Raw genomic sequence first — 12,218 nt, forward strand, 5'->3', positions numbered from 1 at the left:
GCCGCCGTGAGACCCTGCCCGGTGCAGCTCCTGTTCCGTCAGCGTCACGCCCTTCAACATTGCCGGAAAACCCCCGGCAGGGAGTCCCCTGCCATCCTATGTCTCCGATCCGGGTTAGGCCCTTTTCCGCATCGGTGTCTGATATGACAAGCCCGCGGTGAAGCGGTCGAGTCGCTCGCTGGCATCGGTGATCGCCCAAAGGGGGGCGCTGTGTAGTTGCCGATCGTAATTCGTTGCGATTTCGGCGAAAAGCGTGAACCCTGCGCTATCCAATCTCCACTCGCCGGTCTCGCGGCCCGTGTCGAAAACCGCCGACACCACGCTCTCCGCCGCACCGATCTGCTCGGCCGTCGTCGAACCAAAACCGGATTCCGCTAGAAAACCCGTCAATAGCATGACTTGCGTGAGCGTTTGCGCATCGCTCGTGCTGCCGGCGCCGCGGCGCAAGGCGTCGAGCGCCAGATGCACGCGCAGGGCAAGGTCGTCGGCGACCTGCCGGGCGATCGGCAACAGCATGGCTTTGTCGTGACGGGCACGTGCTGCGCCAGTATTGCGGGAAAACGGAATGGGTTGTGCCATGACGGTCCAGTGTTATGCCTGTGCAGATGCAATAACGGCGCCGGCAGAAAAAGGTTGAGTCTTCATATGACTACCGTAACCCGATCCGTTGTCGCAAGCGGCGGCGGGATGGCTCTCCTAATCCAATCGGCATAGGTCGACTGGCACGCCCGAGCTTTCATTTTGGTCGTCCGGATTCCTTTGATCCCCATGGTTTTGTCACAGTATCGAACTGAACAGCCTCTCAAACTGCCAAGTCCCACATCTCAACGATTTCGGACAGACCAGAACTGCTCGATCGTTGTGTCCAGTCGTTTGATCGATCGCGGAAACACTATTAGTACGCTTTCAACCTAGGCAAGCAGCACACACTCCGCTGCAGGCGCCGCAGCATCCGGCCGCGACACCTGTCAAATCGACGTCACTCCGGATCCGCCTCATCAGCCGGCGCCACACTACGCGCCCTCACCCGCCGGCGGATCTCCGAGTCGAGAATCAACCGGCCCCGCAGCTTGCCCTTCATCCGCTTCACATAGCGTGGCGCCTCGGTCATGTGAATCACCATCAACTCACGCACCTTTTCCACGTCGCGTTCGCGTGCCGCTTTCGTGATCGCCTTGTGGATCTTCACGTTGGCGAGACCGAAACGTTCGTGTTCGACCTGCGGCGTGTCGTTACGAAACTCGATCAATTGCCGGATCATTTCGTTGATCAGCTCGCAGCTGAAGCGCAGGAACGGATTGGGATTCGCCGCTGCGAGGATGTCGTGAAAATTGACATCTTCCTGACGTTGCCGAACGATGTCCTGCCCGCCATGTGGCGAGGCCGGCCGATCGCAGCACGCAATGCTTGCTTCGAGCGCTTCGAAGTCCTGCTCCGTCAGATGCGGCACCGCACCCGCCGCGAGCTCCGGCTCCAGCAATTTGCGCACGGTGTAAATGTCGTCGATCGATACGTCCTTGAAGAACAGGTAGTTCTGCAAGAGCTGTAACGTGCGGTCGAGCGGCACTTCCACCACCATGCCGCCGCCGCTTGGGCCCGTGGTCACCTTGATGAGACCTTGCACTTCGAGCGACTTCAGCGCCTCGCGAATCGTGCTCTTGCTCACCGAAAAGAGCTGCTGCAATTCCACCTCGCGCGGCAGGCGGTCACCCGGTTTCAGGTCCTTCTCGGTGATGAGCCGCTTGATCTCCTCGGCGACCAGGTCGCCGCGCTTTTGCTGCTTGATCTCAATCGCGGCGCCAGCCTTGGCGCGATCCATGGCCATTTTCGTTACTCCCAGTTTTGTCCTGCACGTTCTTTCGATGGGTCGCCGGCCCGTCCTAACACGCAAAGCCGTGTCGTTGCCGCCAGGAATTTTGCCTTATTGACACCAGAATTTATTGTACCTACGATCGAGTCCAACCTATTTATCATGATAAATAGAACAAACGCCGTATGGTGGAAAACCTCTCGGCGGCCAGCAAGCATTCGTCCTCGTTGGCGCAGTCTTTCAGTTTCGCAGTCGGTCAGTGCGTGTCTCTTTCCTAAGGAGCGTCATTTTGAATCGCCGAAATATGTTGAAGCTGGCCGCATTGTCGGCCGTTCCGGGGACGTTGGGCTCGCTGGTTTCGCGTAGCGCGTTCGCCCAGGCTGGGGTCTTGCAGTTTGCCTGTCCGGTGCCGATGTCAGGCCCGTTCGCTGCGAACGGCAAGTACGCGGACCTCGGCATGAAGCTCGCTATCGAGCAGTACGGTAAGGTACTCGGTCAACCGCTCGCGTACACGGTGCTCGATACCGAAGGCAAACCCGCGACGGCCGTGCGCCGCGTGCAGGAAATCGCACAGCAGAAGAATGCGCGTTTCTTCGCGGGCGGTATTTTGTCCTCCGAAGCTTTGGCGATGGGCAAAGAAGTGCAGAAAGCCGGTGGCATCTTTATCACCACGGCGGGCGCGGACGAAATCACCGGCAAGGACTGCAACGACGCCACTTTCCGCTGGTCCGTGCCGACCTACGGTGCAATCGAACAGACCGTGCGCCCGTTGATCCAGATGATGCCGAAAGCAAAACGCTGGTACACCATCACGCCGCAATATGTATTCGGCGACGGTTTGCTCTCGGCGGCCAAGGCGATTTTCAAGGAAAAGGGCATTGAGCATGTGGGCAATAGCTACCACTCGCTCAACGAGAAGGAATTCAGCGGTTATCTGACGAACGCAGTCGCCGCGAAGCCTGACGTGTTGCTGATTCTCAACTTCGGATCGCAATCGTCCGACACGTTGCGCCAGGCTGTGAGCTTCGGAATGAAGAACAACTGCACGATTCTGCTCGCGTGGGCTTCTGGTCTGGAGCAGTTCGAATCGCTTGGTGCGGACCTGTGCGACGGCGTCTATTTCGGCGCACAGTATTGGCACGGCATCGACTCGCCGCTCAATCGCGATCTTGTCAAACGCAGCAATAGCGCGTTCAAGGCCAATCCGAACTACAGCCTCGCGGGTTCTTATATCTGCACAAAGATCTTGCTCGATGGCATTGTGAAAGCGGGCACGGTCGATCCAAAGAAAGTGGTTGCAACGCTCGAGGGGATGAAATACGACGGCTTGACCGGCGCGGAGGAAGTCCGCAAGGGCGATCATCAGGTACTGAAGAACTACTATCTTCTGAAGGGCAAGGCGAAGAGCAAGATGAAAAACGCCGACGACTACGCAGATATCGTGAGTTCCGGTCAGTCGTTTCTGCCACTCGACAAGACCGGCTGCAAGATGGCCTGATGCATGCCCGCGTGCCGCAGCCCCACAAGCGAGCGCGGCACGCTCATTAACGACGCCCCATTGCTACACCCTTTAGACGGACGCCATGAACGTTTATCTCCTGCAGATCGTCAACGGCATCGGAGTGGGGATGCTGTATTTCCTGCTTGCGGTCGGTTTGTCGATCGTGTTCGGCCTGCTGCGCTTCGTGAACTTCGCGCATGGCGCGTTCTATTTGCTCGGCGCTTACTTCTGCTATCAGGCGATGCAGTGGTCGATGAATTTCTGGACCGCGCTCATCGTTGTGCCGATCGTTGTCGGCGCGCTTGCATGGGTCGTCGAGAAGTTGATCTTGCGGCACGTCTACGCGCAACAGCATGAGTTTCATATTCTCGTGACGGTCGGTCTCGCCCTGGTCGTGCAGGAGTGCGCGATCCTGATCTGGGGGCCGCTCGGCGACAACGTGCCGGTTCCCGACATGCTGAACGGCGTGGTGATCTGGGGCAGTTTCGTATACCCGAAATACCGTCTGTTCGTGATCGGCTTCACGGCCGTGCTGGCTGCGCTGTTATGGTGGGTGCTGGAAGGCACGCGGCTCGGGAGCGCGGTGCGCGCCGGTAGTGAATCGACGGAGATGGTGTCGCTGCTCGGCATCAACGTGATGCGTGTCTTCAGCCTGGTGTTCGCGCTAGGCGCAGCTACCGCTGCCCTGGCCGGCGTGCTTGCAGCGCCGATTCGCGGCGTCGATCCGTTCATGGGCATCGAGGCGCTCAGCGTCGCATTCGTGGTGGTGGTGGTCGGCGGGATGGGCAATTTTCTGGGTGCGCTGGTCGGCGGGTTGCTGGTTGGCATCGTGCAGAGCGTGATGAGTACATTGTGGCCGGAAGGCGCGCGGCTGATGATTTATGTCGCGATGGCCGCGGTATTATTGCTGCGGCCGAACGGCTTGCTCGGGAGAGCGGCATGATTGATACCTCTAAGCCCGCTGTGCAAGACGCGTCTTTCCAGCCGACGCAGCGCAGCCTGAAGCATGCATTGCATCGTTATCGCTTCCTGCTGCTTGCGTTGCTGGTCGTGTGTGCATTGCCCCTCACGCTGCGTTCGGGATCGTTAGCTACTGAAGTACTGGTGTTCGCTCTTGCCGCACTCGGTTGCAATCTGCTGCTTGGCCATACAGGTTTGCTCTCTTTCGGGCAGGGCATTTTCTTCGGACTCGGCAGCTATTGTGCGGGCCTCGTCCTGACGAAAACAGCCATGCCGATCCCCGTGGCGCTGCTTGCCGCGATCGTGATCGGCGCGGCGGCTGCCGCACTGGTTGGCTGGTTTTCGATTCGTCAGCGCGGCACTTACTTCGTGATGTTGACGCTCGCATTCGGGCAACTGTTCTACTTCCTCGCCTACACCACGCCTGATCTGACCGGTGGTGACAACGGCTTGCTCGATATTCCACGCCCGGCGCTGGGGTTATTCGGAAAAGCACTCGTGCCGTTGACGTCGCCATGGCAGTACTACGCTTTTGTCGCTGTGCTGTTCCTCGTGGTGTTCTGGTTGCTGATGCGCGTCTCGCACTCGGTATTCGGCCGCACGTTGCTGGCGATTCGCGACAATGAGGCGCGCGCGGCCGCGGTTGGCTACGACGTCAAGCGCTTCAAGCTCATGGCCTTCGTGATTTCCGGCGCGGTGACGGGCCTCGCGGGCGCGCTGCATGCGCTGATGACCGGCATCGCGCCGCTGTCCAACATCGACTACCACACGAGCGAGATGATTCTCGTGATGACGGTCATCGGTGGCACGGGCAATCTGTTCGCGTCGGTGCTGGGCGCGGCGTTCTATGTGCTGTTCGCCGATTGGCTGTCCACGTTGTGGCCGCGCTGGCTGTTGCTACTCGGCATTGTGCTGATCGCCGTTAGCCTTTTCATGCAGCGCGGGCTATGGGGCTTGGGCGAACGAATCTGGCAGGCATTGCGGCGCAATTCATCCGCCGGTGCCGACAACAATGCAGATAACCACGCAGATAACCACGCAACCAGGGAGCGCACATGAGCGAAGCGATTCTGCAGGCGAGCGGCGTGGTGAAGCGGTATGGCAAATTCACGGCGCTCTCCGAGGTCAATCTGCGCATCATGCCGCGCACCGTGCATTCGGTGATCGGCCCGAATGGTGCCGGTAAAACGACGCTCTTCCACGTTTTGACGGGCACGTTGCCCATCACCGAAGGGAAGATCATTTTCGCCGGTCATGACGTGACGCATGAACCCGACCACAAACGCGTGCGCCGCGGCGTGGCGCGTTCGTTTCAGGTGACGAGCCTGTTCGCCAATCTGAGCGTGCGCGAAAATCTGCGGCTCGCCGCGCAGGGCGTCGACGCGGTGCGTGCGTTGAACGCGTGGACGCCGCCTCATGGCGCTCTCACCCACGCAGAAACGGTCGACAGTGTGCTTGAACGCCTCGCTCTGCAGCGTTTTAGCGGGGTATCCGCGGGCGCACTGTCGCACGGTCAGCAGCGGCGGCTTGAAGTCGGCATGGCGCTCGCCGCGCGGCCCAAGGCGATCTTTCTGGACGAGCCGACTTCCGGCATGGGCATCGACGACCTCGACGACATGAAGCAACTGATCCGCGGCCTGCGTGACGATTACACCGTCGTGCTGATCGAACACAACATGGGCATCGTGATGGACATTTCCGACACCATCACCGTCATGCAACAAGGACGCGTGCTGGTGGAAGGGCGCCCGGACGATATTCGCGGCGACGAGCGCGTGCGCAGCGCCTATCTCGGCAACATGATCACTGGAGGCCGCGCATGATTCTCGACGTGCAGCAGATTCACGGCTTCTACGGCAAGAGTCACATCCTGCAAGGCGTGTCCCTGCAGATCAACGATGGTGAGACCGTTACGCTGTTAGGCCGTAACGGCGCAGGTAAGTCGACCACGCTGAAAGCCATTGCCGGCGTCGTCACACCGCAACGCGGTACGGTGACATTCAACGGCGTTGCCATTAACGGTATGCCGCTGCACAAGATCGCTTCGCGCGGCGTGTGCTTCGTGCCCGAACATCGCGGTGTCTTTCGTCTGCTGACCGTAGAGGAAAACCTGAGGCTCGGCGCGCGTAAAGACTCACCATGGCAACTCGACGATATCTACCGCATATTCCCGCGTCTGAAAGAGCGGCGCACGAACGGTGGCGCACAACTCTCGGGCGGCGAACAGCAGATGCTCGCGATCGGTCGCGCGTTGATGAATCATCCGCGGCTGTTGATGCTCGACGAACCGGTTGAAGGTCTCGCACCGGTGATCGTCGAAGAGATCGTCGCGCAACTCAAATTGATCCGTGAAGCGGGCGTCGCGATTCTGCTGGTCGAGCAGAACCTGGAAGTTTGCACGCAACTCGCGGATCGCCACTACATCATCGAACAGGGGGTGATCGTCTACGAAGGCGATAACGCTTCGTTCGCCGCCGACGATTCGATCAAGGACCGTTATCTGGGCGTCGGTGTCGTCTGACACTCACGCTGTCTTCACTACGAGGAAGCATCGATGCAAGTTCATGAATCAACAACCGTCGCGACACGCGCTGATCTGCGCGTCGACGGCGCGCGGCTCTGGGACAGTCTCATGCAACTCGCGCAAATCGGCGCGACGGATAAAGGCGGTGTGTGCCGGCTCGCATTGACTGACCTGGACCGCAAGGCGCGCGATCTTTTTATCGCGTGGACGAAAGAGATTGGGTGCAGCGTGCGGATCGACGCGATCGGCAATATCTTCGCGCGGAGGGCGGGTTTGCGTGACGACCTGCCGCCGGTAATGACCGGCAGCCACATCGATACGCAGCCCACGGGCGGCAAGTTCGACGGCAATTACGGCGTACTGGCCGGTCTCGAAGTATTGCGCACGCTGGCCGGTGCCAACATACGGACACTCGCGCCGCTGGAAGTCGCGGTGTGGACGAATGAAGAGGGCTCGCGTTTCGTGCCGGTAATGATGGGCTCAGGCGTATTCGCCGGCGCGTTCACGTTGGAGCATGCCCTTGAACAACGCGATCGCGAGGGCATCTCGGTGCGCGACGCACTGGCGTCAATTGGTTATGCGGGCGACAGTGGAACGCCCCATGCAGTCGGCGCATATTTCGAAGCGCATATCGAACAAGGGCCGGTGCTGGAGGCGCATGACACGACGATTGGCGTCGTACAGGGCGCGTTAGGACAACGCTGGTACGACGTGACGGTGCACGGCATGGAAGCGCACGCCGGGCCTACGCCGATGGAACTGCGCCGCGACGCGTTGCTCGTCGCGGCGGATCTGATTCACGCGGTGAATCGCATTGCCCTTGATCACGCGCCGCATGGACGCGGGACGGTCGGCTGGCTCGACGTGCATCCGAATTCGCGCAACGTGATTCCAGGCCGCGTGACGCTGACAGTCGATCTGCGTGCGGCCGATGATGCCTCGCTCACAGAGATGGATGCCGCACTACGCGCTGCCTGTTTGGCCGCAGGTGAGAAGGCAGGCATCTCCGTCGACGTGGAACAGGTGGTGTATTTTCCGCCTCAACCGTTCGCGGCGGATCTGGTTGCGGCGGTTCAGCAGGGCGCGGATACGCTCGGTTTTTCGTCGATGGACGTTATTAGCGGTGCGGGTCACGACGCGGTTTATCTCGCACGCGTCGCGCCCGCAGCGATGATCTTCGTACCGTGCAAGGACGGCATCAGCCACAACGAAATCGAAGACGCGCGCGCGGACCATCTGGAAGCCGGCTGCAACGTGCTATTGCAGGCGATGCTGAACGCCGCGCAAACGGCGGGGAGCGCCGAAGCATGAAAGTCCTGATTGCAAGGATGAACCACGAGACCAACACGTTCTCGCCAGTGGCCACGCCGCTCGCCGCGTTCGGTCGAAACGGCCCGAGTTATGGCGAAGACGCGTTTAACGAAAACAAGGGCATGCAGACCGCAATGGCTGCGTTCATCGATGCAGCCGAGCGCGAGCATGCCGGCATCGTAACGCCCATTTCCGCATCGGCGAATCCGAGCGGACCGGTGGAGGCCGCTGCTTACAACACGATCTGCGACGCGATCGTTGCGGCCGCAACAGGCTGCGACGCCGTGATGCTCGACCTGCACGGCGCAATGGTCGCTGAGAATACGAACGACGGTGAAGGCGATTTGCTCGAACGCGTGCGCGCCGCGCTGCCGAACGCGCCGATCGCGGTGGCACTCGATCTGCACGGCAACGTCACGCAGAAGATGATCGACAACGCTGACGTGATCGTCAGTTTCAAAACCTATCCGCACGTCGATATGTACGAGACCGGTGCGCATGCGGCGCGTCTGATGTTCGACCTGGTCCACGGCAAGGCGAAGCCGGTGATCGCATGGCGCCAGCCGCCGCTGCTCGCGCATACGCTGCGCAGCGCGACGGCCGAAGGCGCGATGAAGCGTGCGGTAGACGCCGCGCGCGCAGCAGAGACCGATGGCATGCTTGCCGTGTCGGTGCTGTCCGGTTTTTCGCTCGCGGATATCGAGGCGCCGTGTATCAGCGTCGTGGTGGTGGGAAACGGCGAGCGTGAGCAGGCGGAGGCCGTGGCTGAACGCATCGCGCGACAGATCTGGGCTCAGCGCGAGGATTTCGTTTATCGCAGCGCGCCGCTGGCCGAGTCGGTCGCCCAGGGTGCTACGCTCGCACAGGGCGTGGATAAACCCGTGTTGTTGCTCGACCACGGCGACAACTGCATGTCGGGCGGCACGTGCGACACGATGGATCTGCTGGAGGAAGCGCTTAAGCAGAAGCTCGAAGGGATCGTGAGCGGCCCGCTGTGCGATCCGCAAGCCGTCGCGGCGCTGATGGCGGCGGGCGTGGGCAGCACGGTAACGGTGACGATCGGCAACAAGGTCGCAAGCAGCGCGGTGACGCCGCAGCCGCCGGTCGCCGTGACCGGCATCGTGCGCGCGCTGACCGATGGCGAATACGTGATCAGCGGCCCGACCTATACCGGCCAGCGTGCGTTCATGGGGGGCGCGGCGGTGCTCGACACCGGCACAGTCAAGCTCGTCGTGACCGAGCGTACGCACGAACCGTGGGACCTCGGCGTATTCGAGAGCGTCGGCATCGATCCGCGTCGCGCGCGTTTCCTGTTGCTCAAATCACGCATGTACTGCCGCCCGGTCTTTGTGCCGATCGCCGCGGCCCTGGTGGAGTGCGATAGCCGGGGTGTGACGAGTTCGGATTATGGGCTGTTCAAATTCGAGCATGTGAAGCGGCCGGTTTTTCCACTGGATACGCAGACAGAGTGGGCGTCGACGAACTGACGCACGTTGAGCGACGAACGCGCAACGAATTACGCAACGAATCGATGGACACCGTTCGTGAACTTACTTGCGGCGCAGGGCTTGTGCGACGCGCCCGGAGTCTCTATAATTCGCGCCTCTAAAGGCTCGTAGCTCAGTTGGTTAGAGCACCACCTTGACATGGTGGGGGTCGTTGGTTCGAATCCAATCGAGCCTACCAACGCATAAGTGACGTAGACGAAAGCGGTTCCGCTTTCGTCTGCTGTCATGTTCTTGCATCACATCGGCGCACTTCATTATCGTGCGGCTGTTCTGTCAGTCTCCCCTTCCGTATTGCCTGTATTTTGCCGTGGCCCGATTCGTTCGCCGACCAACTCGTTAGAGAGCATGCTGCGATACGTTTCATCGCTTAGAAGCCCAAAGCGACAGCCAATAAACCGCTGACCACCCCGCAAATCACCACCGCCAGCGCCACCACCGTCAGCACGCGCCTGGGGAACGAGCGCCCAAGCATGGCCATTGACGGCACGCTGATCAGCGGCAGCGTCATCAGCAACGCGCCGGCCGGACCGGCAGCCATGCCAAAGGAAAGCATGGCCTGAATGATCGGCACTTCGCCGGCAGTCGGAATCACGAACAACGTTCCGGCGATCGCCAAAGCGACGATCCACAGCAGGCTGTTGTCGATGCCGGGTCCGATGTGCGGAAACAGCCACGCGCGCGCCGCGCCAAGAATCAGCACCAGCACGATGTATTCAGGAATCAGCCGCAGCGTCATGGTTCCGAGGATTTTCACCCAGCGCGTGAACGCGGTGCCCGGTTCGTCGCTGGACACCAGTTGCGCCATGGCTTCGCGCGACGCGTCGGCTTCCTTCGGCGTGACCATGCGGTTCACCAGATAGCCGAGGCCGAACACCATCACAAGGCCAAGGGCGAGCCGCAAGCCCATCCATTGCCAGCCCAGCACGAAGCCCATGAAAATCAGCGTAGCCGGGTTAAGCGCGGTATTGCCGAGCCAGAACGCGATCGCCGCGCCCGGTGCGGCCTGACGGGCGCGCAAGCCGGCCACGACCGGCGCCGCGCAGCACGTGCACATCATGCCCGGCAACGACATCAGGCCGCCCTTCACCACGCTGCTGAAATCGGTCCGGCCGAGCGCGCGCGCGACCCATTGCGGCGGAATCAGCGCCTGCACCGCCGAGCCCAGCAGCAGGCCCAGCACCATGGCTTGCCAGATTGCCTTGCCGTAGGCCAGTGCGTAATCGATGGCCGCCTGCCACGAGGCCGGTGGCGCGCTCGACGCCGTACCCATCAGGATCGACTTGCCGATGGAATGCTGGCCCGCGGCGACGAAGGCGCGGTTGTAGTACGGAAACCACTTCACATAGAAGAGTCCGACGACCGCGATCAGCACAAACACGATCCAGCCGAGGGCGACACGGGGCTGCCGAAGGGTTGATTGCATGATGAATGGTCTTGAATTAACGTTAGTTTTTAGTCAGATGACGGTGAGCGCACTGTTGTCGAGTTGAGCAAGCAGGACTTTCGCCTGTTCAACGATATCGGCGTCGTTGGGCCGAAAACTCATTTCCAATGCATGCGGCAACTGCACGAAATGCTGATGGCTGCTGCGCGCATAAGCGGGATCATAGTGCTGTTCGATCAACTCGTGAGCGAGTTCAGCCCGGCTATTTTCATCCACGAGGTGCTGCCAGCCCGCGATGCGTTCGCGGCTATGCAGGCCGATCATCTTCTGCAGCTGCGCTTTCAGCGCTTCAGGATCGTCGAACAGATGCGCATAGTCGTGCAGCAGGAACGTCGCGCGGTCTTCGCGGCTCGATAACACCTCGACGCAGGCGCCCTGGTGGAACGTGTCGAGGAGCGCGAGCGGCAGCGTAATCGAACCGATCCGCCGGCTCTCCGCTTCGACGAACACCGGCCGTTTGGGATCGAACGTGCGCAGGGCAGTCATGAGTAGCGTGTCGAAGCGCTTTTGCGACGGCTGTACAACCCCGGCCCATGCGCCGAGCAGCGAGCCGCGATGGGCAGCCAGCGCTTCGAGATCCAACGTCTGCGCGCCCGCCTGACGCAGCGCCTCGAGCAGGCGTGTCTTGCCGCTGCCGGTCGGACCCACCAGCGCGATGTAGTTGAACTGCTTCGGCAATGTGTCGAGGGAGTCCAGTGTCGCGCGCCGGTAGCTTTTATAACCACCGTCCAGCTGGCGTGCCGGCCAGCCGATCATATTGAACAACGTTGTGACCGAACCTGAGCGTTTCCCGCCGCGCCAGCAATAGATCAGCGGCCGCCAGTTGCGTGGCCGGTCGGCGAAGGTGGTTTCCAGGTGATGCGCGATGTTGCGCGCAACCAGCGCCGCGCCGATCCGCGTGGCTTCGAATGGCGAGACCTGCTTGTAAGTCGTACCGACCAGAACGCGCTCTTCGTTGCTCAGCACGGGTGCGTTGAGCGCACCGGGAATGTGATCTTCGGCGAATTCGAGGGGCGTGCGCACGTCGACGATTTCATCGAAATCACCGGCTTTGTCGAGGCTGACGAGTAGGTTTTTCAAGGGGTTGCGGACGAAGCGGACCAGCGGGAGAAGCGAAATTATCGCATGCACCGTCAATGCAGGCTGGCCGCGCAGGGCCG

11 protein-coding genes and 1 tRNA gene are annotated in these 12,218 nt (G+C 61.0%); 8 read left to right on the plus strand and 4 right to left on the minus strand.

Going from position 1 to position 12,218, the window contains the following annotated elements; all coding sequences use genetic code 11:
- Positions 1 to 114: 114 nt before the first annotated feature.
- Together PQQ95_RS31450 and PQQ95_RS31455 are read right to left on the minus strand one after the other, a co-directional pair.
- Entirely contained in the window at positions 115 to 579 is a 465-nt protein-coding gene (locus PQQ95_RS31450) for a hypothetical protein (RefSeq protein WP_408444875.1), read from the minus strand.
- Between the two features lie 400 nt (positions 580 to 979).
- Positions 980 to 1,825, minus strand: coding sequence for a FadR/GntR family transcriptional regulator (locus tag PQQ95_RS31455; protein WP_408444878.1), 846 nt, complete (start codon positions 1,823 to 1,825; stop codon positions 980 to 982).
- Between the two features lie 274 nt (positions 1,826 to 2,099).
- Between PQQ95_RS31455 and PQQ95_RS31460 the strand changes: the two genes are divergently transcribed.
- The 8 genes from PQQ95_RS31460 (at position 2,100) to PQQ95_RS31495 (ending at position 9,792) form a co-directional block, all read left to right on the plus strand.
- A complete protein-coding gene (locus PQQ95_RS31460) occupies positions 2,100 to 3,308 on the plus strand; it encodes an ABC transporter substrate-binding protein (RefSeq protein WP_408444880.1) in 1,209 nt (402 codons plus the stop codon).
- 85 nt (positions 3,309 to 3,393) lie between these two features.
- Entirely contained in the window at positions 3,394 to 4,254 is an 861-nt protein-coding gene (locus tag PQQ95_RS31465) for a branched-chain amino acid ABC transporter permease (RefSeq protein WP_408444882.1), read from the plus strand.
- The gene (locus PQQ95_RS31470; RefSeq protein ID WP_408444884.1) at positions 4,251 to 5,330 is read left to right on the plus strand and encodes a branched-chain amino acid ABC transporter permease; all 1,080 of its coding nucleotides are present in this window, start codon (positions 4,251 to 4,253) and stop codon (positions 5,328 to 5,330) included. The genes PQQ95_RS31465 and PQQ95_RS31470 overlap by 4 nt, the downstream gene beginning before the upstream one ends.
- Positions 5,327 to 6,094, plus strand: a complete 768-nt coding sequence (locus PQQ95_RS31475; RefSeq protein WP_408444887.1) for an ABC transporter ATP-binding protein — start codon at positions 5,327 to 5,329, stop codon at positions 6,092 to 6,094. The genes PQQ95_RS31470 and PQQ95_RS31475 overlap by 4 nt, the downstream gene beginning before the upstream one ends.
- A complete protein-coding gene (locus tag PQQ95_RS31480) occupies positions 6,091 to 6,792 on the plus strand; it encodes an ABC transporter ATP-binding protein (protein WP_408444889.1) in 702 nt (233 codons plus the stop codon). Before PQQ95_RS31475 ends, PQQ95_RS31480 begins: the two co-directional genes overlap by 4 nt.
- Positions 6,793 to 6,825: 33 nt before the next feature.
- Complete coding sequence (locus PQQ95_RS31485; RefSeq protein WP_408444892.1) at positions 6,826 to 8,106, plus strand: Zn-dependent hydrolase; 1,281 nt, start codon at positions 6,826 to 6,828, stop codon at positions 8,104 to 8,106.
- Entirely contained in the window at positions 8,103 to 9,593 is a 1,491-nt protein-coding gene (locus PQQ95_RS31490; protein WP_408444893.1) for a M81 family metallopeptidase, read from the plus strand. The genes PQQ95_RS31485 and PQQ95_RS31490 overlap by 4 nt, the downstream gene beginning before the upstream one ends.
- A 122-nt stretch (positions 9,594 to 9,715) precedes the next feature.
- A tRNA-Val gene (locus PQQ95_RS31495) sits at positions 9,716 to 9,792 on the plus strand.
- A 189-nt stretch (positions 9,793 to 9,981) separates the two neighbouring features.
- Here the strand turns inward: PQQ95_RS31495 and PQQ95_RS31500 are convergent.
- Together PQQ95_RS31500 and mnmH are read right to left on the minus strand one after the other, a co-directional pair.
- Entirely contained in the window at positions 9,982 to 11,037 is a 1,056-nt protein-coding gene (locus PQQ95_RS31500; RefSeq protein WP_408444895.1) for a permease, read from the minus strand.
- Between the two features lie 33 nt (positions 11,038 to 11,070).
- Positions 11,071 to 12,138: a tRNA 2-selenouridine(34) synthase MnmH gene (gene mnmH / locus PQQ95_RS31505; RefSeq protein ID WP_408444898.1), complete on the minus strand. Its 1,068-nt coding sequence runs from the start codon at positions 12,136 to 12,138 to the stop codon at positions 11,071 to 11,073.
- Positions 12,139 to 12,218: the final 80 nt, after the last annotated feature.

Source organism: Paraburkholderia caffeinilytica, from assembly GCF_046030355.1.
GTDB classification, from domain to species: Bacteria; Pseudomonadota; Gammaproteobacteria; order Burkholderiales; family Burkholderiaceae; genus Paraburkholderia; species Paraburkholderia caffeinilytica_B.

Excerpts from the sequence above, each read along its gene's own strand:
- PQQ95_RS31455 (WP_408444878.1), bottom strand. The coding sequence starts at position 1,825 with ATGGCCATGGATCGCGCCAAGGCTGGCGCCGCGATTGAGATCAAGCAG.
- PQQ95_RS31470 (WP_408444884.1), top strand. The coding sequence starts at position 4,251 with ATGATTGATACCTCTAAGCCCGCTGTGCAAGACGCGTCTTTCCAGCCG.
- PQQ95_RS31500 (WP_408444895.1), bottom strand. The coding sequence starts at position 11,037 with ATGCAATCAACCCTTCGGCAGCCCCGTGTCGCCCTCGGCTGGATCGTG.
- PQQ95_RS31480 (WP_408444889.1), top strand. The coding sequence starts at position 6,091 with ATGATTCTCGACGTGCAGCAGATTCACGGCTTCTACGGCAAGAGTCAC.
- PQQ95_RS31465 (WP_408444882.1), top strand. The coding sequence starts at position 3,394 with ATGAACGTTTATCTCCTGCAGATCGTCAACGGCATCGGAGTGGGGATG.
- PQQ95_RS31490 (WP_408444893.1), top strand. The coding sequence starts at position 8,103 with ATGAAAGTCCTGATTGCAAGGATGAACCACGAGACCAACACGTTCTCG.
- PQQ95_RS31450 (WP_408444875.1), bottom strand. The coding sequence starts at position 579 with ATGGCACAACCCATTCCGTTTTCCCGCAATACTGGCGCAGCACGTGCC.
- PQQ95_RS31475 (WP_408444887.1), top strand. The coding sequence starts at position 5,327 with ATGAGCGAAGCGATTCTGCAGGCGAGCGGCGTGGTGAAGCGGTATGGC.
- PQQ95_RS31485 (WP_408444892.1), top strand. The coding sequence starts at position 6,826 with ATGCAAGTTCATGAATCAACAACCGTCGCGACACGCGCTGATCTGCGC.